The sequence below is a fragment of the Pseudocolwellia sp. G5-9 genome, assembly GCF_055808995.1.
Genome location: NZ_CM147893.1, coordinates 1,953,333 through 1,975,946 on the forward strand (window position 1 = coordinate 1,953,333; position 22,614 = coordinate 1,975,946).

17 protein-coding genes are annotated in these 22,614 nt (G+C 35.9%); 7 read left to right on the forward strand and 10 right to left on the reverse strand.

Going from position 1 to position 22,614, the window contains the following annotated elements; translation table 11 throughout:
- Window positions 1-20: 20 nt before the first annotated feature.
- Complete coding sequence (locus AC0L5Q_RS08330) at window positions 21-1,139, reverse strand: 4-phosphoerythronate dehydrogenase (protein WP_473617209.1); 1,119 nt, start codon at window positions 1,137-1,139, stop codon at window positions 21-23.
- Between the two features lie 174 nt (window positions 1,140-1,313).
- Window positions 1,314-2,525 carry a beta-ketoacyl-ACP synthase I gene (fabB, locus tag AC0L5Q_RS08335; protein ID WP_077339572.1) on the reverse strand — a complete coding sequence of 404 codons (1,212 nt, stop codon included), beginning with the start codon at window positions 2,523-2,525 and terminating at the stop codon, window positions 1,314-1,316.
- Window positions 2,526-2,701: 176 nt separating this feature from the next.
- Between fabB and mnmC the strand changes: the two genes are divergently transcribed.
- Window positions 2,702-4,747, forward strand: coding sequence for a bifunctional tRNA (5-methylaminomethyl-2-thiouridine)(34)-methyltransferase MnmC2/FAD-dependent 5-carboxymethylaminomethyl-2-thiouridine(34) oxidoreductase MnmC1 (gene mnmC / locus AC0L5Q_RS08340; protein ID WP_473617215.1), 2,046 nt, complete (start codon window positions 2,702-2,704; stop codon window positions 4,745-4,747).
- A gap of 93 nt (window positions 4,748-4,840) precedes the next feature.
- On the opposite strand, the gene AC0L5Q_RS08345 is transcribed toward mnmC, so the two are convergent.
- Genes AC0L5Q_RS08345 through napF form a run of 6 tightly spaced genes read right to left on the reverse strand, consistent with a single transcriptional unit; the run spans window position 4,841 to window position 9,442 of the window.
- The gene (locus AC0L5Q_RS08345) at window positions 4,841-5,431 is read right to left on the reverse strand and encodes a NapC/NirT family cytochrome c (protein WP_077339570.1); all 591 of its coding nucleotides are present in this window, start codon (window positions 5,429-5,431) and stop codon (window positions 4,841-4,843) included.
- A gap of 21 nt (window positions 5,432-5,452) precedes the next feature.
- Entirely contained in the window at window positions 5,453-5,911 is a 459-nt protein-coding gene (locus AC0L5Q_RS08350; RefSeq protein WP_077339569.1) for a nitrate reductase cytochrome c-type subunit, read from the reverse strand.
- Between the two features lie 33 nt (window positions 5,912-5,944).
- The gene (gene napA, locus AC0L5Q_RS08355; protein ID WP_473617223.1) at window positions 5,945-8,434 is read right to left on the reverse strand and encodes a nitrate reductase catalytic subunit NapA; all 2,490 of its coding nucleotides are present in this window, start codon (window positions 8,432-8,434) and stop codon (window positions 5,945-5,947) included.
- Window positions 8,431-8,730, reverse strand: coding sequence for a chaperone NapD (locus AC0L5Q_RS08360; protein WP_076420502.1), 300 nt, complete (start codon window positions 8,728-8,730; stop codon window positions 8,431-8,433). The genes napA and AC0L5Q_RS08360 overlap by 4 nt, the downstream gene beginning before the upstream one ends.
- A gap of 60 nt (window positions 8,731-8,790) precedes the next feature.
- Entirely contained in the window at window positions 8,791-8,928 is a 138-nt protein-coding gene (locus AC0L5Q_RS08365) for a TIGR02808 family protein (protein WP_473617229.1), read from the reverse strand.
- Complete coding sequence (gene napF, locus AC0L5Q_RS08370; RefSeq protein WP_473617232.1) at window positions 8,915-9,442, reverse strand: ferredoxin-type protein NapF; 528 nt, start codon at window positions 9,440-9,442, stop codon at window positions 8,915-8,917. Before napF ends, AC0L5Q_RS08365 begins: the two co-directional genes overlap by 14 nt.
- 309 nt (window positions 9,443-9,751) lie before the next feature.
- Here napF and AC0L5Q_RS08375 point away from each other — a divergent pair, with 309 nt between their 5' ends.
- The 5 genes from AC0L5Q_RS08375 to AC0L5Q_RS08395 all read left to right on the forward strand — a co-directional run bounded on the left by AC0L5Q_RS08375 (window position 9,752) and on the right by AC0L5Q_RS08395 (window position 18,081).
- Window positions 9,752-12,283, forward strand: coding sequence for a glycoside hydrolase family 2 TIM barrel-domain containing protein (locus tag AC0L5Q_RS08375; RefSeq protein WP_473617235.1), 2,532 nt, complete (start codon window positions 9,752-9,754; stop codon window positions 12,281-12,283).
- A 190-nt stretch (window positions 12,284-12,473) separates the two neighbouring features.
- The gene (gene prfC, locus AC0L5Q_RS08380) at window positions 12,474-14,054 is read left to right on the forward strand and encodes a peptide chain release factor 3 (RefSeq protein ID WP_473617238.1); all 1,581 of its coding nucleotides are present in this window, start codon (window positions 12,474-12,476) and stop codon (window positions 14,052-14,054) included.
- Window positions 14,055-14,273: 219 nt separating this feature from the next.
- Entirely contained in the window at window positions 14,274-16,043 is a 1,770-nt protein-coding gene (gene argS, locus AC0L5Q_RS08385; protein WP_473617241.1) for an arginine--tRNA ligase, read from the forward strand.
- A gap of 23 nt (window positions 16,044-16,066) precedes the next feature.
- Entirely contained in the window at window positions 16,067-17,182 is a 1,116-nt protein-coding gene (locus AC0L5Q_RS08390; RefSeq protein WP_473617245.1) for an HDOD domain-containing protein, read from the forward strand.
- Window positions 17,183-17,199: 17 nt separating this feature from the next.
- Window positions 17,200-18,081, forward strand: a complete 882-nt coding sequence (locus AC0L5Q_RS08395) for a TatD family hydrolase (RefSeq protein ID WP_473617249.1) — start codon at window positions 17,200-17,202, stop codon at window positions 18,079-18,081.
- On the opposite strand, the gene AC0L5Q_RS08400 is transcribed toward AC0L5Q_RS08395, so the two are convergent.
- Window positions 18,034-18,642, reverse strand: coding sequence for an AhpA/YtjB family protein (locus tag AC0L5Q_RS08400; RefSeq protein ID WP_473617253.1), 609 nt, complete (start codon window positions 18,640-18,642; stop codon window positions 18,034-18,036). The genes AC0L5Q_RS08395 and AC0L5Q_RS08400 overlap by 48 nt on opposite strands.
- 192 nt (window positions 18,643-18,834) lie before the next feature.
- On the opposite strand from AC0L5Q_RS08400, the gene serB reads away from it, so the two are divergent.
- A complete protein-coding gene (gene serB, locus AC0L5Q_RS08405; RefSeq protein WP_473617257.1) occupies window positions 18,835-19,902 on the forward strand; it encodes a phosphoserine phosphatase SerB in 1,068 nt (355 codons plus the stop codon).
- A gap of 50 nt (window positions 19,903-19,952) precedes the next feature.
- Here serB and AC0L5Q_RS08410 read toward each other — a convergent pair whose 3' ends face one another.
- Window positions 19,953-22,403, reverse strand: a complete 2,451-nt coding sequence (locus AC0L5Q_RS08410) for a PilZ domain-containing protein (protein ID WP_473617260.1) — start codon at window positions 22,401-22,403, stop codon at window positions 19,953-19,955.
- Window positions 22,404-22,614 lie beyond the last annotated feature (211 nt).

Below are 22,614 nucleotides of genomic sequence, written 5' to 3' on the forward strand. Positions count from 1 at the left end.
CCTCTCTCTTTTTTAATTAACTATTTGCTAAAGCCAAGACGATGCGGCACATCTTCATTGGCTTGATGATTCATAGAAACGGTAACTGCCGAAAACTCCCTGCGAGCAGGGTATGTTTTTCGAATGTGATCGAATCCTTTGGTGTTTATTTGCTGGCGAAATATTCCATCATCGCGCCTTACATCGTAAACCATTTTTACTAGCTGGTTTAGTAATATTTCATCAAAGTCTTGTTTTATTTCAACCGCGTTAATTGACGCACTAGGTAATAAGTCTTTAAGTACTTTTTCTACGGGAATATTGAGCTGTTTACATAATGCCTGATAGAGCATTTCTGTGCCACGAGCTTTTCCTTCTAAGCTATAACCAGCAATGTGTGCGCTGGCTATTTCTGCATATTCAATTAACGGATGTAGTAAGTTAGGTTCGCCTTCCCACACATCGAGTATTAATTTAGTTTTCATACCATTTTGTTTAAGAGACAGTAATGCTTTATTGTCTATAACTTCACCACGACAAGCATTTATTAATATTTGCTCATCTGTTAACTGACTTAAGCGATCTGAATTTAATAAATGATAGGTTGGATGCTCGCCGGTTTCTGTAAGCGGTACGTGAAGAGAAATCACATCACAAGCTAGCGCTTCATCTAAGGATACAAAGTTTCTCGTATCATTTGGGTTATCAGCTAACACAGGATCACACATTACATAATTAATACCTAATGCGGTAAGCTTTTCGCTTAACCGAGTACCTGTATTTCCTGCGCCTACAATGCCAACATTAAGTGAAAACAAATCAATTAAATAACGTTCACTCATTACAACTAATGCACTTAACACATATTCAGCCACTGAAATTGCGTTACAACCAGGAGCTGAAGTAAAAAATACATCACGACTTTTTAAATAAGCTTGATCGATGTGATCAACGCCTATAGTTGCAGTACCTACAAATTGCAGTGATTTATTATTAGCCAGTAAAGCTTCATTAACTTTCGTAATAGAGCGCACTAATAAAATATCAGCATTTTCTACCATATCAGCAGTTAGTTCACGCCCTGCAAAGGGGTAAAGAATACCTAAATCGCCAAAAAATTCTTTGGCGAAAGGCATGTTTTCATCGTGGTATATATTCATAATACTTTAAAATGGAATATTTTAGTGTAATAACACTATTTTACCCTACAAAACAAAAAACCACTAAAGCTATCTTTAGTGGTTTTAAATTTAATTACTATTACACTTGTTTATTTGTAACTAGCGTATGTTATTACACCTTAACTTTCTGAACGATGTTGCGTTCAATCAAGGTTATTTATATTTTTGCATCACTAATGTTGCATTAGTTCCGCCAAAACCAAAGCTATTCGACATAGCAAGGTTAATTTCAGCATCACGAGCTTCAGTAACAATATCTAAACCTTCAGCTTTTTCGTCTAATGTATTGACGTTAATTGAAGGAGCAACAAAGTTGTTTTCCATCATTAATAGAGTATAGATAGCTTCATGAACACCAGCTGCACCTAGTGCATGCCCTGTCATTGCTTTTGTTGCTGAAATAGCTGGAGAATCTTTACCAAATACTTCTTGAATAGCGCCAAGCTCTTTAACATCACCTACTGGTGTTGAAGTACCGTGGGTGTTTAAGTAATCTACTTTACCTTCTACGCCCTGCATTGCTTGTTGCATACAACGTATAGCGCCTTCACCACTTGGAGCTACCATATCGTAACCGTCTGATGTTGCACCGTAACCAACAATTTCAGCATAAATATGCGCGCCACGTGCTAATGCATGTTCAAGTTCTTCAACAACTAACATACCGCCGCCACCAGAAATAACAAAACCATCGCGGTCTGCATCGTAAGTACGAGAAGCCGTTTCAGGAGCATCGTTATATTTAGATGATAATGCGCCCATGCCGTCAAACATCATAGCTAATGACCAATGAACTTCTTCACCACCGCCAGCAAATACAATATCTTGTTTGCCTAGTTGAATAAGCTCAGCAGCATGACCAATACAATGAGAACTTGTTGCACAAGCTGAACTCATTGAATAGTTAACACCTAAAATTTTAAATGGTGTTGCTAAACAAGCTGAAACCGTACTCGACATTGTTTTAGGTACAGCATAAGGGCCAACACGTTTTACGCCTTTTTCACGTAAAACATCAGCACTTTTAACAACGTTTTCTGATGATGCACCACCAGAACCAGCTACGATACCTGTACGAAAGTTAGATACTTGCTCAGGTGTTAATTTTGCGTCGTCAATAGCTTGCTGCATAGCAATATAAGAATAACCTGCTGCATCACCCATAAAGCGCATAGCTTTACGATCAATATGTTCAGCAACGTTAATGGTTGGCATGCCCCAAACTTGGCTGCGTAAACCTACTTCAGCAAAACTCTCTGAACGAGAGATACCTGAACGCCCTGTTTTTAAAGACGCTAAAACTTCTTCGCTATTGTTGCCAATGCTTGACACAATGCCTAATCCAGTGATTACTACACGTTTCATTTATATAACCATTCAAAAATTTAAAAATTCGAGCATATCATACAGATAATTACCCGCCATCTGGTCTGCTCAGTGTACACCTGTACACTGATTTCTTCAATTCAATATCAATTACATTTTAAAAAAGATAAAATGTTGTTGAACTGTTCATTTACTAACATAAGATTTTATACCTAGTGAGCTCAAAAACTTCTCTTATATTTCAAGATAATGGCGCGCCTTACTCCACTCATTTTGACGACATTTATTTTGATAGTAAAACCGGTTGCGACCAAAGTAAAACCGTTTTTATACAAGCTAATAATATTGTAGAACGACTAAAAAATAATGATAGTTTATTTACTATTGCTGAAACCGGCTTCGGCACAGGATTAAATTTTTTATTAACGTTAGAAGCTTATAAAGAAAGCGTTTTATCTACTTATTCAGATGTTCTAAGCACTGAAAATAAAAAAACTGAAGAAAAAAACACACATAAACTTCATTTTATTAGTGTTGAAAAATTTCCATTAAGCAAAAACCAACTCACTCAGTCACTCCAGTTATTTCCTGATCTTGCTGAGTTTTACCAACCTTTTCTTGAGCAATATCCTGATGATATTGAAACAGTAACAAACAAGTTACTATCATTTAGCTTCTATGATGGAAGTGTATCTTTATCTCTTTATTTAGGTGACGCTACCGAAACTTATACAGCGTTAAAATCGCCAAAACAAGGCTTAGTAGACGCTTGGTATTTAGATGGTTTTTCACCAAGAAAAAATACAGAAATGTGGAGCCTTGAGTTATTTGAACAAGTTGCTCGCTTAGCCAAGGAACAATCGACATTATCTACTTTTACTATTGCTGGTTTTGTTAGACGCCAGCTAATAGATGTGGGGTTTCGATTACAAAAAATAGAAACGTCAGGACTCAAAAAAGAAGTATTACGCGCGGTTTACCAACAAACAAAATTGATAGGAAAAGGTTATCAATCACGCCCTCGCATTACTAAACCACAACACGTTGCTATTATAGGTGGTGGCATTGCTTCAGCATGTGCAGCTTATTATTTAACAACACAAGGTGTAAAAGTAACCTTATATTGTAAAGACAATACGGTTGCCCAAGGTGCATCAAGTAATGCTATAGGAGCACTGTTTCCTCTACTGCATCAGCAACGAGATGATATTAGCGAATTTTACGAAACCGCATATTGGCGTGCTCTACATTTATATCATTCATTATTAAAGCAAGGTTTTCATTTTTCACATCAATGGTGTGGATTATTAGAAATATCTTACAAAGACGCCCTTAAAAAACGCCAAACTTTATTTGAAGAAATACAAGCGTGGCCTAAAACACTCATTCATTCAGTTACTGCTGAACAAGCAAGTCAACTAAGTAACTTACCTTTACAGCATGGTGGTTTATTTATGCCATCAGCCGGTTGGATTGCCCCACAAGAGTTGGTATCAGCTTTACTAAATGCAGCTAAATCGACCAACAGGTTAAGAGTAGAAAATAGTATAAAAGTTGAGTCGTTAACACAAAAGGCGGATCAGTCATGGATACTCAATACTGATAAGGGTAGTGTTAAAAAACAGCTGAAAGAAAGTATTGTTATTGTATGCGGTGGCGCTGACTCTATTCACATGAACACCATTAACCAGCTACCTTTAACTTCAGTTAGAGGACAAATAACAAGTATGAAAACCGATAATAGTATTGGTAAACTTTCAACGGTTATTTGCCATAAAGGTTACTTAACCCCTGCACATAAAAATATTCATTGTATCGGCGCAACCTTTGATAAAAATAGCTTTGATATTACAGCAAATCAGCAAGGCGATGAATATAACCTCAGCATGTTAAACCAATGTTTACCTGAATTAACTAACTGGAGCATAAACGACGTAGCGTCAGCAAAAGCAAGGTTAAGATGTATGACACCAGATCACTTACCTATGGTAGGCGCCATGCCAAATATTGAAGCGCATACAGCAACTTATGCCCATTTACGTAAAGACAAGAATTGGAAGTTTTATCAGGCCGCTCCTACTATCAATAATTTATATGTGTTAACGGGCTTAGGTGCTAGAGGTTTATGTAGCGCACCACTTGCAGCTGAAATTTTAGCCGCAGATATTTGCGGAACACCTTACCCTATAGATAGTAAAATGTTATTTAATCTGTCACCGAATCGTTTTGTGATAAGAGATTTAATTAAACGAAAAATATAAGTCCATTAACTCGAAGAAATAAAAAAGCATCGGCAGTATTAAATACTATCGATGCTTTATTTTTTTTGCATGTATTGTATAAAAAATAAATGCTTACCAGTTTTCAACGCCTTTCATATCAGGTAGTTGATGTGCAATACCTTTGTGGCAATCAATACACGTTTTTTCACCTGAAGCTAGCGCGTCAGAATGCATTTTAACACTGCGATTTCCTTGCTCTGAAAAGTCCATGTATTCAAAGTTATGGCAGTTACGACACTCAAGCGAGTCGTTATCTTTCATGCGCTTCCATTCACGCTCTGCTAGTGCTCTACGGTGTTCTGTAAATTTCTCTCGTGTATCAATCATACCCGTTAACATACCCCATACTTCTTTACTGGCGGCAATTTTACGTACAATTTTATGTGTCCATTTTTTAGGAACATGACAATCTGGGCAAGTAGCACGAACACCCGAACGGTTAGCATAATGAATAGTTTCTTTGTACTCTTCGTATACGTTGTCTTCCATTTCATGACAACTGATACAAAACTCTTCAGTGTTAGTTATTTCTAAGGCGGTGTTAAATCCCCCCCAAAAAATGACACCACCTGCAAAACCAAGCGCTAAGATAACCCATAAAGCGGCACTACTTGGAGATTTCAAATACTGCCATATTTGTTTAAATTTTGATTGTTGAGACATATGACCTCCTACATTCCGTAATTAATTGTTGGTTAATGACTCAACGGGTTTAAAAGTATTTTCAACTAAAGGTCTAACGTCTGCTTGCGTAACATGACATTGAGAGCAAAAGTAACGACGAGGCGATACATCACTGAGTACCTTGCCATCACGAGTTTCAAAGTGAGTTAAACTTACTTTGGTTGCTCCTGTTTCTGCTGCATATTTCCAACCATGACATGTTAAACACTTGTTACTGTTTAAATCTATACGATACCCACGTGTTTGATGTGGAATAACAGGTGGTTGATGCACATAATTACGTGCTATTGGATTTTTGTCTTTTATCACACGTTTAAACGGATCTGCTTTACGTGTTTCGTCTAAGCTAGCTGCGCCTCTAATCGTATCTAAAGAACCTGTATTTACGGTTACTTTCTCCTGAGATAAAACAGCAAAAGAAAGACCTAGTATGGTGACGATAATTATTAATAATTTCATGTTTTCCTCCACCTTAATTGGTGTAAGTTTAATTTAAACCTTGCTAACTTTTACTGCACACTTTTTGTAATCCGTTTGTTTTGACAAAGGATCGGTGGCATCAAGGGTTAACTTATTTACAAGCTGCTTTGCATCAAACCAAGGCATAAAAACAAGCCCTTTTGGTGGTCTATTTCTTCCTCGCGTTTCAACACGCGATTTAACTTCTCCACGTCGAGATTCAATCAGTACTTGATCTCCTCGGCGTAAACCGCGTTCTTTCGCATCGTCTGGATGAATAAATAACACAGCATCAGGAAAGGCTTTATGTAATTCAGGTACACGATTTGTCATAGAACCTGAATGCCAATGCTCTAAAACACGCCCGGTACTTAACCAAAGATCAAACTCCTCATCTGGTGATTCAGCTGCAGGTTCATAAGGTAAGGCAAAAATAATCGCTTTTTTGTCAGACTTACCATAAAACTGAACTTCACTTCCTTTTTCTACATAAGGATCGTGCCCTTCTCTGTAACGCCATTTAGTTTCTTTACCATCAACAACAGGCCACCTTAAACCGCGCTCCTCATGGTAACGGTCAAAAGGAGCTAAATCATGTCCATGACCTCGACCAAATTCGGCATACTCTTCAAATAAGCCTTTTTGGATATAAAAACCAAATTCATCACCCTCAAAGTTTAAATCGCCTTTAGATTCACTCATCGGAAATTTATTCACATTGCCATTAGCATATAAAACATCAAATAATGTTTTTCCGCGTACTGATGGCATTTTTGCAATTAACTCTTCTGGCCATACTTCTTCCACTTTAAAGCGTTTTGAAAATTCAACTAATTGCCATAAGTCTGAGCGAGCATCGCCCGGTGCTTTAACTTGCTGATGCCAAAACTGAGTACGACGTTCCGCATTGCCGTAAGCGCCTTCTTTTTCAACCCACATAGCTGTAGGTAAAATTAAATCTGCCGCTTGTGCTGTAACCGTTGGGTAAGGATCAGAAACCACAATAAAGTTTTCAGGATTGCGGTAACCCGGAAATGCCTCTTCTGTTATATTGGCCGCCGCTTGCATATTGTTATTACACATTACCCAATACGCATTCAGCTTACCGTCTTTTAACATACGGTTTTGTAATACCGCATGGTAGCCAGGTTTAGGAGGAATAGTACCTTCGGGTAGTTTCCAAATTTTTTCCGCTATGGCTCTATGTTTAGGATTATTTACCACAAGATCAGCGGGTAATCTGTGTGAAAACGTTCCAACTTCTCGCGCTGTTCCACAAGCAGAAGGCTGCCCAGTTAAAGAAAACGGACTGTTACCCGGTTCAGATATTTTTCCTGTTAATAAATGGATGTTGTAAATTAAGTTATTTGCCCAAACACCTCGGGTATGTTGGTTAAATCCCATCGTCCAAAATGATGTAACTTTCACTTTAGGGTCAGCATATAGCTTAGCCATTTCAAGTAAATTAGCTTCAGGAACACCTGATATTTTAGACGTATATTCAACACTATATGTACTAACAAACTTAGCGTACTCTTCAAAGCTCATTGGCATTGAAGCACCACTGCCCGCATTTTTAGCTGACTTTTCTAAAGGATGAGTTGGGCGTAATCCATAACCGATATCAGTGACACCTTCACGAATGTTTACATGTTTCTTTAAAAACTCTTTATCAACAGCATCATTTTGAATAATGTAATTTGCAATAAAGTTTAAGATGGCTAGATCTGTTTGAGGTATGAACACCATACCGTTATCTGCAAGTTCAAAACTACGGTGCTTGTATGTTGATAATACATTGACTTTTACGTGTGGTGCGCTTAATCGACGATCTGTTAAACGTGACCATAAAATAGGATGCATTTCGGCCATATTTGAACCCCAAAGCACAAAAGCATCGGCATTCTCTAGATCATCGTAACATCCCATAGGCTCATCCATACCAAAGGTACGCATAAATCCACCTACTGCAGATGCCATACAGTGACGTGCATTTGGGTCAATATTATTGCTAAGAAAACCCGCTTTCATTAATTTTGACGCGGCATACCCTTCCCAAACAGTCCACTGACCAGAACCAAACATACCTACAGACGTTGGGCCTTTCTTTTTAATAGCCGCTTTAAATTTTTCAGCCATTACATCAAAAGCTTTATCCCAGCTTACTGGAGCAAAATCACCTTCTTTGTCGTATTTACCATTTGTCATTCTTAACAATGGCTGAGTTAGGCGATCTTTACCGTACATAATTTTTGATAAAAAATAGCCTTTAATACAGTTTAGGCCTTTATTCACTTCGGCTTCAGGATCACCTTGCGTAGCAACCACTTTGCCTTCTTGAGTTCCTACTAAAACGCTACAACCTGTTCCACAAAAACGACAGGGAGCTTTATCCCATTTGATTGTGGTATCTGACGATTTAGTCATAAGGTTTGATGCTGAACTTGGTATTGCCACACCGGCAGCAACAGCAGTTGCAGCAATAGCATTTGCTTTAATAAAGTCTCTTCTTGTTACTTTCATGATTTTACCTCTTGGTGTTGTGGCAATCCGGCATCGTTATGATGAAAAATTAAAGAAGAAGAAATAACACCATTCACTAATCCCATGTCTGTAATAATGTCTATTAATTTACTCTTTTTAGGATTAGTGATAACTTCCTCGATCGTAACAACCATGTTGCCGGTATTACCGGTTACATGTACCTCTGCTCCAGGAAACTGACCCAATTCCTTTGCAACAGCAGATACTTTAGAGGGATGAGCTACAAACATAACTCCTGCTATATTTACTGGAGTTTCTTCTAATAAATTGATCAAAATATTCGATCCTTATTTTTATTTGTATTTTCGCTTACACAAAAAATACAAGATAATTGTTTATTTTAGTGGTTTTGCACCGATAATTTTTAACGCCAGCATTGATACACCAGCCGTTGCAATAAAACCCATCAAGAAAATAATAGGCATAGATGAATAACCTAAAATATTCCAAATTAAAGATTCAAGAGCGCTCATAAGCTTCTCCAATTGTGTTTAAAAATTCATTTTTGGGTGATAATTCAATAGCCGTTTGTGGACATACAGCAACACATGCTCCACAGCCATTACAGCTATCTAAAGAAATTTGAGGTTGAGGAGTTGACTGATTAATATAAGTAAATGAAATAGCTTCGGTTTCACAGTTATCTTGACAACTTAGGCAATACACTTGTTTTTTTGCTAAACAATTAGCCTTAATTTCAATCGCTAAATCCCAAGGTTTTTCACTTTCAACTTGAGTAAAAATAGGCTCTTTACATGCTTCTACACATTTATTACAAAACGTGCACTCGCCTTTATTAAAGTCAATTTCAGGAAAACCACCATCTCCTTTTACAATAATTTTTTCTGGGCAAACATTTATACATTCCTCGCATTGAGTGCAATTATCTGTAAAAACTTTTTCATTAATAACATAAGGTAAGCGTATAGCTGGCTTACTGTTTTTTTTAGTTACATTAAAAAAATTTCGTCTGGCGAGATCAACCATTACACACCTAAAAGAATGACTTACGCATATCTACATGATTATAGATATTTAACTTTGGTACATAAGCTGAACAATACATTACTACCTTTAAAATAAAGTTGATTTAGGTCAACTTTGTTTAGCTTGTATAAAAAGATTCTTTTTATACAAAATTTAACAAACGAAAAGCTATTTTATATTTAAATACATAAACTCACTTATAAACATCATTTTGTTGACAATTAACCATACATATTTCAAGATTGAGTTAACAAAATTACAAAACATCAATTTAATCACTTCTACAAGAACCTATTTCGGAGCAACATTTTGAGAGTAATAACCACATTAATTCTAATAAGCATAATGTTTGGCTTTACCGCTAAAGCAGAGACCCCTCCGCGGGAAGTAGATTTCAATTTTAATTGGAAATTTACCCTAGTTGACTCCACTGAATTACCTGAGAAGTTACCCCTTAATGATAAGGAATGGCGTAACTTGCGCTTACCTCACGATTGGAGTGTTGAAGCATCTTTCTCTGAATCGTTAGAAGGCGCTACAGGATATTTACCAGGGGGAGTTGGCATATATCAAAAGCACTTTAAAACAACCGCTGATTTAGCTAACGAAAAAGTTTTTGTGATGTTTGATGGCGTATACAACAATGCCACTTTTTGGCTTAACGGTAAGAAGCTAGGTCATAACCCTTATGGTTATTCTCCTATTAACTTCGATTTAAGTGATAAATTAACGACTAACGGTAGCGACAATATATTAACCGTACATGTTGATCATTCACGTTATGGTGATAGCCGCTGGTATACCGGTAGCGGTATTTATAGAAATGTAAAACTCGTTACCGTCAACAAATTACATATTCCTATTTGGGGAACTTTTGTAACAACGCCTGAAGTATCAGCCGAACAAGCTAAAGTGAATATAAAAATCGATGTTGAGAACAAACACAGCTCAACAAATCGTTTTCAATTAACAACTCAAATCATTGATAATAAAGGTAACATTGTTGCTACAAGTACGAAAAAAGAGCGCTTAAAATCAAACAAAAAAGATACCTATACAGCCAAATTCACTATTGATAACCCTAAATTGTGGGATATTGATAAACCTAATATGTACTCTGCAGTAACAACATTATCTATTGAAGGTAAAAATGTAGATACCTACACAACTCCATTTGGTATTCGTAGCATTGCTTTTATTCCTAAGAAAGGCTTTTTTCTTAACGGAAAATCAACTTTAGTTAAAGGTGTTTCTTTACACCATGACGGCGGCTTAGTCGGTGCGGCAGTACCAAAAGAAGTATGGCGTAGACGCCTTGCCTCACTAAAAGATGCTGGATTGAATGCAATAAGAACAACGCATAACCCATTTTCTCAAGAATTTTTAGACTTATGTGATGAGATGGGCATATTAGTTCAAAACGAATTTTTTGATGAATTTGATTACGCTAAAGACAAACGTCTTAACTACCATGAACGCCACGATGACAATATTACCAAAGGTTACGTTGAACATTTTCAACAATGGGCAAAAAGCGACTTAACACGTACTATGCTTCGTGATCGAAATCACCCCAGTGTATTTATGTGGAGTATAGGTAATGAAATTGAATGGACTTATGTACATTACCGTTACGTTACTGGATTTTGGAGTGACTTAGATGATCCAATGAAAATGGATGGCAGCTTTTGGGGATCCGCTCCTAAATTTACACCCAAAGAGCTAAAGAAACGATACGATGAATCTACCAAAGGTGAGCATGTTCTTGCTGATACTGCTGTTAAGTTAAATAAATGGGTAAAAGAACTTGATACAACGCGCCCTACAACAGCTAACTTTATTTTACCCCAAGTAAGTCATGTAAGTGGATATGCTGATGCAGTAGATATCGCAGGATACAGTTACCGCAACAGTGTTATTCCTTGGGCACAAACTCACTTTCCTGACAAACAAGTGACTATTAATGAAAATCCAGGTAGTTGGGATGATTGGAAACAAGTACTGCAATTTCCTGGTGTATTTAGCCAATTTATGTGGACAGGTATTGACTACATGGGCGAAAGACACAAAAAATGGCCAGCTAAAAGTGGCTGGGGCGACATGCTTAATTTAGCTGGTTTTAAAGTGCAAGGTTGGAATTACTTTAAAAGTGTTTGGGTTAATGAACCACATATTTCATTAGGGACTTTACCTTTATCTGAATCAGGTTTTGAAGCTGAACCACTATCAGGATTGGCTGTAGCTAAAGATCAAGCAAGTTACAAATGGCGTAATTCTAATATGCATTGGAATTACAAGAAAGGCGAACCTGTACTTGTTGAAGTGACCTCAAATCACTCTATTGTTGAGCTACTACTCAACGGTGAATCACTTGGGTTCCGCAGTATGTCTGAATCGCCTGATAGAATTTTCCGCTGGGTTGTTCCATATCAATCAGGTGTGCTAACAGCAAGAGCCGGTTTTAAAGGCCAAGAAATTGCAGCCAAGCTTGAAACCGCAGGAAGAGCAGTAGGTTTTACTTTAACAGCAGATAAAACCACATTAACGGCAGATGGCTACGATTTAGCACATTTAGTGGTTCAGCTTATTGATTCAAAAGGCCGCCCAGTAAAAACCGATAATACTAAAGTCACTTTTAGTGTTGACGGTGATGCTAGATGGTTAGGTGTAGATTCTGGAGTTCCTGAGAATATACAAGACTTTCAATTAAAAAGCATAGTAACAGCTAAAGGACGAACTCTTGCTATCGTACAATCAAATACTGTAGCAAATAGAGTAACGATTACCGCTACAGCTAAAGGCTTTAAGCCACAATCAATTAGTTTAAACTTACAAAAGTAACTCATAGAAAACAGGTTGGTTTTATATAAAACCAACCTGTTTTCTCACTTATTTATATCCACTTCTAGATAACTTCTAAAAAAACACACATTTCCGACATATTGTTACTGCCCTTCGGCCGACTTTTCGCTATAATATCGCGCTCTTAATTTCATCTATTTTCATTTATATCTAACAATAGGTAATTTGCATGTCGGTACAACAGCAGGAAGTCGATTTACGTCGTACCTTCGCTATCATTTCTCATCCTGATGCGGGTAAAACAACCATTACTGAAAAAGTATTACTTTTTGGTCAAGCTTTACAAAAAGCGGGAACCGTAAAAGGTAAAAAATCAGGTCAACACGCAAAATCTGATTGGATGGAAATGGAAAAAGATCGTGGTATTTCAATTACTACCTCAGTAATGCAGTTTCCTTATAATAAATGTCTAGTTAATTTACTTGATACTCCCGGCCATGAAGATTTCTCGGAAGATACCTATAGAACATTAACCGCAGTAGACTCTTGCTTAATGGTAATTGATGTTGCAAAAGGTGTTGAAGCCCGAACCATTAAATTGATGGAAGTTACTCGCTTACGTGATACACCTATTATTACCTTCATGAACAAAATGGACCGCGATGTACGTGATCCTATGGAAGTTATGGATGAAGTTGAAGACGTATTAAAAATTAAGTGTGCGCCTATTACTTGGCCAATTGGCATGGGTAAAGAATTTAAGGGCGTGTACAACCTGTTAACTAACGAAACCTTTCTGTATCAAACGGGCCAAGGTCATACTATTCAAGAAAAACGAGTAATAAAAGGCTTAGATAACCCTGAACTTGATAAAGCAATTGGTAACTATGCTGATGATTTACGTGAAGAACTTGAACTTGTTCAGGGTGCATCGCACGAATTTAATTTAGAAGAATTTTTAAAAGGTGATCTAACCCCTGTATTTTTTGGTACAGCATTAGGTAACTTTGGTGTTGACCACATGCTAGATGGTTTAACCAAGTGGGCACCAAAACCCTTACCACGTTTAACGTCAACTCGTGAAGTTAAAGCTGAAGAAGATAAATTCTCAGGCTTTGTATTTAAAATACAAGCCAACATGGACCCTAAACATCGTGACCGTATTGCCTTCATGCGTATTTGCTCAGGTAAATATGAAAAAGGCATGAAAATGAGACAAGTACGTATTGGCAAAGATGTAAAAATTGCCGATGCGGTAACCTTTATGGCAGGTGACAGATCAAACGTTGAAGAAGCTTACGCAGGCGATATTATCGGTTTACATAACCACGGTAGTATTCAAATAGGTGATACCTTTACCGCTGGTGAAGACATGAAATTTAGCGGTATTCCAAACTTTGCACCTGAAATGTTCCGCCGTATTCGCTTACGTGATCCGCTTAAAATGAAACAACTTCAAAAAGGCTTAATACAGCTTTCTGAAGAAGGTGCTGTACAAGTATTTAGACCATTAAATTCAAACGACTTAATTGTAGGCGCTGTAGGTGTACTACAATTTGAGGTGGTTGTTCAACGTTTACGCACAGAGTACAAAGTTGAGGCTATATACGAGCCAATTAGTGTTGCAACAGCTCGTTGGTGTACATGTGATAACGAACGCACGTTAGAGCAGTTTAAAAAGAAAGCTTACGACAACTTAGCGTTAGATGGTGGCGATAACTTAACCTATATTGCTCCGACTATGGTTAACTTGAGTTTGGCGCAAGAGCGAGCGCCGGATATTGTATTCCATAAGACACGTGAACACTAAATTGGTGTTGTAGATAGTATTTTATCGGCATTATTTTATTATTTTTATTCGTCACTTAGTAAACTAAGCTCCTCATAAAAATAATAAAATGCTTTGATAAAAAACTATCTACTTAACCAAATAAAATTATTTACGAGCTGCGTTTTTTAGCAGTGATGGTTTTAAGTTTGTTTATATAAACAAAGATAAAACCGAACAACAATAACAGAGCTTATTAAAATGAATATTAAGAACTTACTTGCTGACATCGTTTCTACTGCAATGCTTTCTGCAGGTTTACCTGAAGGTACTAACCCTGCAATTAGTCTTTCAACTAAACCACAATTTGGTGATTACCAAGCAAATGGTGTAATGGGCGCAGCTAAAAAACTAAAAACTAATCCACGCGAATTAGCGACTCAAGTTGTAGCCGTGTTAGAGCCAGAATTAGTGGCGAAAGGTATTGCTGAAAAAATTGAATTAGCAGGCCCTGGCTTTATTAATATTCATTTAGATAAAAAATGGTTAAGTGAGCAATTAGTTAATAGTTCAAGTGATATAAATTTAGGTGTAACCCAACGTGGTTCACTACCTAACGAAAAAGCTCAAACCGTTGTTGTTGATTATTCAGCGCCAAACCTTGCTAAAGAAATGCACGTAGGCCATTTACGTTCAACCATTATTGGTGACGCGGTTGTACGAGCTTTAGAGTTTCGTGGCGACAAAGTTATTCGTCAAAACCACATGGGCGATTGGGGTACACAATTTGGTATGTTACTCGCTCATTTAAGTGACAAACTAGCCTCTGATGAAGTGGCTGAAACCGCTCTTGCCGATTTAGAAAACTTTTACCGTGAAGCAAAAGTAAGATTTGATAACGAAGATGGTTTTGCTGACAGAGCGCGCGACTACGTTGTTAAGCTGCAAGGTGGCGATGCTGATTGTGCTGTACTTTGGCAACAATTTATCGATATATCTATCGCACACAGTGAAGACATTTATAAAAAATTAAATGTAACCCTTACCCGTGACGACATTATGGGCGAAAGTGCTTACAACCCAGATCTTCCTAAAGTTATTGATGAGTTAATGGCTCAAAATATTGCTGTTGAAGATCAAGGCGCTAAAGTTGTATTTATTGATGAGATGGCAAATAAAGACGGCGAACCTTCTGTATTTATTGTTCAAAAATCAGGTGGTGGTTACTTATACGCAACAACTGATTTGTCAGCCTGTCGATACCGTAGCGGTGAATTAGCAGCAGATCGCATTATTATATTTACCGATGCTCGCCAAGCGCTTCACTTTAAACAAGTAGAAATTGTTGCACGCAAAGCAGGTTTTTTACCTGAGCATGTTGGTTATGATCATTGCCCGTTTGGTATGATGATGGGTGACGACGGAAAACCATTTAAAACCCGTACGGGCGGTACAATAAAACTAGCTGAATTACTTGATGAAGCCGTAGTACGCGCATCCGCTTTAATTAAAGAAAAGAATCCTGATTTTTCCGATGAGTTATTATCTGAAATTTCTGAAAAAGTAGGTATTGGCGCAGTTAAGTTTGCTGACTTATCAAAAAACAGAACCAGCGATTACATCTTTAACTGGAAAACCATGCTAAGTTTTGAAGGCGCTACAGCACCTTATTTACAATATGCGTATTCTCGTATTCAAAGTATATTTACTAAAGCTGGGATTTCAGCTGAACAATTAGATTACTCACAATTACAGCTTATAGAGTTACAAGAAAAAGCGTTAGCGATGAAATTATTACAACTTGAAGAAGTGATCGACTCAGTAATTTCTGAGTGTACACCTAACTTACTTTGTAATTATTTATATGAGTTAGCGAGTTTATACATGAGCTTTTACGAAGCTTGCCCTATTCTTAAAGACGATATCAGTGAAGAAGTGAAAAAATCTCGCTTAGCATTATGTGCTCTCGTCTCTAAAACCCTAAATAAAGGATTAGATATTTTAGGTATTGAAGTTATGGAAAGAATGTAGCAAATCACCTTATAAGGCGCTTCATGAAAATCTTGTTGATAGATACACAGCAACACGTATTAGATGTAATAAAACCAGCATTTAATACAAGTAAAGATGAAATTACTCATGTTACTAATTTAGCTATTTTGCAAAAACTACTACAACAAACAAAGTTTGATGTAGTAGTTACTCCCTCTTTACTTGGTAAAATAAATGGTGACGAATTACTAAGAACCTTAGCAAACAGCTTTCCGCATATGGTTCGTGTGCAAGTCATTAATCACGAACATAACACCACACAACATGCTCATTTTAATTTTACTCAACCACTTAATTTAGCTGCTATAAAAACTAAATTGAGTCAAAGTCAGCAACATAGTCAAGCCATTACCAAAGATCTGATTATTAAAGCAGTAGCAGGTATAAAAACATTACCTAGCCCGCCTAAAGTGTATATGCAATTAAACCATGCGTTAAAAGATGCTAAGACTGACTCACAAAAAATAGCCGAGATAATTCTTCAAGATCCAGGATTAACAGCTAAAGTATTACATTTTGCTAATAGCTCCTTAATGTCGAAAGGTAAAAATATTACCAGTATCAATGACGCTATTACTAAAATGGGTGTTGATACTCTTTGTTGTATAGTAATGACCGCAGAGTTATTTACTTATTCACCAGATATTCCCAATTTTTCATTAGAAAAAGAGCAATTACATAGCTTTGCTACTGCTAAATTAGCAGCCTCTATTGTGAAACCTGAATTAAAACAACAAGCTATGATAGCTGGGTTATTACACGCTATTGGTAAAGTCGTACTTTATGAAATAAAGCCTAATTTAACAGAAAAGTTTTTTCAACTTCGTAACCCAAAAGAAGATAACACTCCTCTTGAATTCAAAGTTTTTGGAACAGATCATTGTCATGTAGGCGGATACCTATTGCATACATGGAGCTTTTCTTATTCATTAATTGAAGCGGTTATTTTACACCGCAGTCCTGACAAATTATTAAAGTCGTCATTTGGTGTAGCGCAAGCCGTTTATTTAGCGAATACATTATTAAAAGAACGCGAACCTGATGCTGCTTTTATTAAACATTATAAAATGGAAGCTGTGCTAGATAAGATTAAACAAAGAGCAAATAAATTACGTTAAACACTAAAGGGAACGTTATGCTATTAACTGATAGCCACTGCCATATAGATTTTGATAACTTTACAAATGAGTTAATCTTACTTTTAGAGCAGTGCTATCTTCAAGGCATTCATCGAATAATTGTGCCATCTATTGCCCCTAAAAATTGGCAGAAAGTTTTAGAGCTATCAACATATAATAAATCAATCTCCTCGCCCTCTTGTTCAATCATTTCAAACAAAAATAATAATCAACAATCACACGCTAAATCATGTCAGCTATTTCCATGCTTGGGCATTCACCCATGGTTTTTAAATGATTTAGATGAAAGCGCGTTAGCACAACTTACTTCGCAAGTAGCGAAACATTCAGACAAGATAGTTGCGATTGGTGAAACCGGCATCGATAAAGTTATCGCACAAAATCATAATAACTTAGATAAACAAATAGCCTTTTTTGAGCATCAACTCTCGTTAAGTAACCAATATAACTTACCGATAATAGTGCATCATAGACGCTCTCACGACACTATTACCACACTATTAAAAAAACATCAGCCTAAAGCCGGTGGGGTAATTCATGCTTTTTCAGGCAGCTATCAAGAGGCGAAAAATTATATAGACTTAGGTTTTAAATTAGGAGTGGGTGGCACTATTACTTATGAGCGTGCTCAGAAAACAATTAAGGCGATTAAAAAGCTACCACTAGAAAGTTTATTATTAGAAACCGACGCACCAAGCATGCCATTACAAGGCCATCAGGGAGAAGACAATTCTCCCTTACGACTTATCAATATAGTAAAATGTTTAGCTGAAATAAGATCCGAAAGTGTCGATGAAATGGCTCAAGCCATTGAAAAAAACATTGATAATTTATTTTTCAGCAGAGAGTCTGAAACCTTGGCGACTAAAACGATTTAAACCTCGAGTAAGTAAAAAACCAATACACACTGCAATTATCATCATTAAACGTAACAGGGCGTGATTATCGTAACTCGTGGTATCTAAATCATCCGTAAAATAGTTTTTCTTCACGGTTATACGCATAAAACCAATAAGTTTATCTGTTCTAATCTCTTGGATAAAAGGAATATTCTCATCACTTTTATTACTTTTATTTAAGGTAATACCGTAAACATCTTTTATACTAGCGCTATTACGTGAAGACGCGATTGTTTTTCCGGTTTCATCATATATATGCGCATCATAAATCCACTTAGCGTCTGCTACACCATCGACATATTTTTGTAATTCGTCATTATTATCAATAAGCTGTAAAGACAAAACACCAGTAATAGCCTGCTCTAAATGTTGTTCCGCTAAAATATAAAAATGATCATGTATCGCTTTTTCAGAACGATAATTACTTGTTACCCATAAATTAAGTAAAACAATAATCAAAACAATCGCTATAGCTAATTGCATTAATTTATTATAAATAGATGATAATTTAGGGTATAAAGGCAGATTAGATGTTTCCATAATCCTCTATGATATTTGCTTTGCTATGGATACACTATAGAGGGTTCTTGGTGTATTTAAAATATCTATAGAACATCTTTTTAATGATGAGTACGATTAAGTTTAATTATTGCGTTATTAACTGCTGAATAATTAAACTTAATCGTATTCAAATATACAAATAAACTTACCTCAATCATAGTAGGCTTTAAAGTGACTAATAACGTACACAACTTTATTCTAGAAAAAATTAATACACTTCCACTTTCACAAGTAATATTACCCACTCAAGCGCCAGAGTTATTCCCTTTTAGTGTTGTTTTATCAACAAGTACCTTTACTATAGATTCGAACTGCCAATGTGAGGAGTCTCTTAAGGAAGATTCGCAACAAATAAATACAGTAACCAATGTAAATTCAAGAATTGAGCTTGTTGTATTCAGTGATATTTCTCTCGCCCTACTTTCACAACTTACACAAACTTGCGATATTTCATTAACGGCATTAACCGCTATTAACCATAGAAATAACCTAATAAGTTATCGCTTTGCTATCACAACAGCTGAGCTAAGCCTATCTAGACAAAAGCTGATTACTTTTGCTGAAAATAACAACATAGAAGCCGCTATTTTATTTAATGCGCCTAAGTTAAACGTTCCTGGCTTATTAGTAATGGACATGGATTCAACCACAATAAAAATTGAATGTATTGACGAAATAGCGACATTAGCTGGCGTAGGTGAACAAGTATCAGCCGTTACAGAACTAGCTATGCAAGGGAAATTAGACTTTTCTGAAAGCCTATATCAGCGTGTAGCAACTTTAGAAAATTCTTCAGAACAAATACTTGCCGACGTAGCTAAAAATATTCCGTTAATGGAAGGCTTAGAAACATTAATTGCTGAATTGAAAAAGCACCAATGGCGTGTAGCAATAGCCTCTGGTGGTTTTACTTATTTTGCAGATCACTTAAAAGACATGTTGTCATTAGATGCGGCTTACGCAAATACATTAGAAATTATTGATGGAAAACTTACCGGTAAAGTACTTGGAAATGTAGTCGACGCACAAGTGAAAGCTGATTGCTTATTAAAATTAAGTGACGAGTATAACATTCCTCATCAACAAACTGTTGCTATGGGTGATGGTGCTAACGATTTAGTTATGATGGAAGCAGCTAACTTAGGTGTAGCATTTCATGCTAAGTCAATCGTAAAAGCAAAAGCCGATACCGCAATTAATACATCTGGCTTAGACTGTATGATTCATTGGCTAGCATAAATAAATGAACAATTTAACACATTGATATTCCTTATCAATGTGTTAAATACTTACACTCCAAGCTTAACTCTTAACAGTGTTTCTTTCGTAATGTCTACAATTTGAACCACCCCTGAAACATTCCATATATTTTGCTCTATTTGCTTGCCTCTATGTATCGCATAAGAACTAATGTAACCCAGTTCAGGGCTTAAATATTCCATATCAGGTGCATCAGTTCTAGATAACTTTAATTGTAAACATAAAAAGTCACCTGTTTTTAAAGCATTTTTTATAAACATATCTTGTAATTTAATTGTACCTAAATCAGTAGATAGTTTTGTGATGACTGAGTTTTCAACAAGCTCTACACCCGGTTTTATTGCAACATACAATATAGTAGTAATAGGCGTATCTGAAGCATGCATCTTTTTAAGACTAATCATTAAATCGTTAGTTGCGTGTAGATGATTTAATAACGGGTATAAATTATATGTATTTTTTTTATCACTTATTTGGCGCATAAATGATAGTAACTTTCCGTTTGCTTGCCCACTAGCAATCGCTTCAATTTTATATCGGCTACCACTTGTTTGAACAATTAAGTTAGGAATATCAAGTACACTACTATAAATATTACGAAGCGGTTTAGCTAAACTTGGCACCATCAAAGCATATTCGTCAGGCGTTAATTTATCTTTGTTTTTATCTATTAGGGCTTTAAAAAAAGTTCTTCCAATATGTTTATGTTTTTCAACATAAACCCTAAGGTTAATGATTGTTTTTTTCTTATTAACTCTAACCACTTCATAAGGCAAAGCTTTTAAATCAAATGCCGAGGTAACTTTTTGTAATTCCGGAAAAGATAAATAAACAATGTCACCTTTATTTAGTGCTACATCATTTTCAAATTCTATTTTAAGACCTGAAGCCGAAAAATCGAGAGACTTTGCTGGCCATTTAAGGTTTTGGCATGTTACATCAACAGACGTTCTATATTTAAATCGGGCTTCTTGTCGGTGGTCTTTATAATGAATACCCAATTCTTCTATATAGATAGGCGCAATGGAGCGTTTATGACCAAATGCTTTAATTCGAGATGGCTCAATATTATCAAAATTGTATTCTCTGTATGTCTTGGTTAAATATTCATCGGTAATATCGTTAACAACCACTAAACAAGATAAGGCATCAATTTTTGCTAAGTTTTCATTACTTACAGGTAAGTTTAAATATTTATTTTTTGCAACAAGAGATTCAGACAAGGTAAAAAAGGAATTCGCTTTTTCTTTATTAATTCCTTTAATTGATAAAGTACTAATAGCAAAATGAGATTTATTAGCGGCAAAACCTAAAAATTGACTCATAAAGCTTGAATCAGCTTTTAACTGAATTTCATCAGCAGTATAAAAGTAGTATTTATCTTGGCTTTTATGGATAAAGCTATAAACCAAAAGATGATTACCCATAACAGCAACTTTCTTTAAGCGCTGAATTCGTTCAGCAGAGAGTAAAAAGTTAAGCGTAGAATGCTTATCTTCATCTTGCCAATATTGGAAAACATTCTGATTATTGGGGCAAGTTAGAGCATATTTAGGTAAAAAACCTTCCTCTTCTTTTCCAAGAAAAACAGGTAATTCATTCAGCTTAGGTAAAACATATTGTTCAAAGTTACGAGCTTGTAAGGCACTAATAGTATTGTCTAAATTAATTTTATAACGTCTTTTGTTACCTTGTATAAAACCTTCTAAAAACTGTTTAAAACCGTCTCTAAAATTTTCATTTGGGTAAACACGTTTCACACCAACAAGCTGAATATTATCAATTAATTGTATATTCTTTACTTCATATTCAAAAACATCATTTGAGCCAAACTCAAATTCTTCTTCTAAGCCTAAAAAGCGTATGGCAATTATTTTACCTGTGATAAGTTTTTCAATGCTAGGGATCCTAAACTTACAACCATTAACGCTAATATCAGAGCTATTACACTTAATTGCTTTACCATCTAAAGTAACTGATAGCACAATTGAGAAGTTCATTCTTTCTTCTTTGCGATTCAAATAATCGCCGAATTTAAATAATTGTGCAGGGTATTGTGTTTTTTCAAACACTTTTTGAGCAGGCTTTTTATTAATTTGAAGGGCTTTAATACCCGCTTTCTCTTTTTGGTATATAACTCTAAAATTATTTTCTGTATTGGTTACCGCTTCATAAACACCAAATGTATACTTTCCATAAAATGCTAGGTTTTCTTCAAAAACTTTAATGGCAATATCATCTAAAAAATGAGATCGACCTTCGTTTTCATAGACTTTACACTCACCATCAACATGACCTCGTAAATCAACTAATCGAGTACATGGGCCAGCCAAACGTTTTAATTCCATTTTTAAGAGGAAACGTTCAGTTTTTGGAAGATGAGATACTTTCGCAGTAAATTTAGTCTCAAAATCCTTATTTAGAACTTGACCACGAAACTCATCAATTATTTTTTGGTACTTAGCAAGATTATTAGTCATTCAAGTTTGTATATCAGTTAAAAAGAGGTAACAATTCAGTATATTTAGTCATATACAAAATACTCATGTAATTGTATATCACAAAACAATTATCAAAACACAGCAATTTTCATGCCTCTAGAAGATTAAAATCATTAACTGTTAATGTTTTTGCTCAAGCGCTTGTTTGCTGGGCTTAAAAAAACTTATAGCATTATTAATTATTACTCCT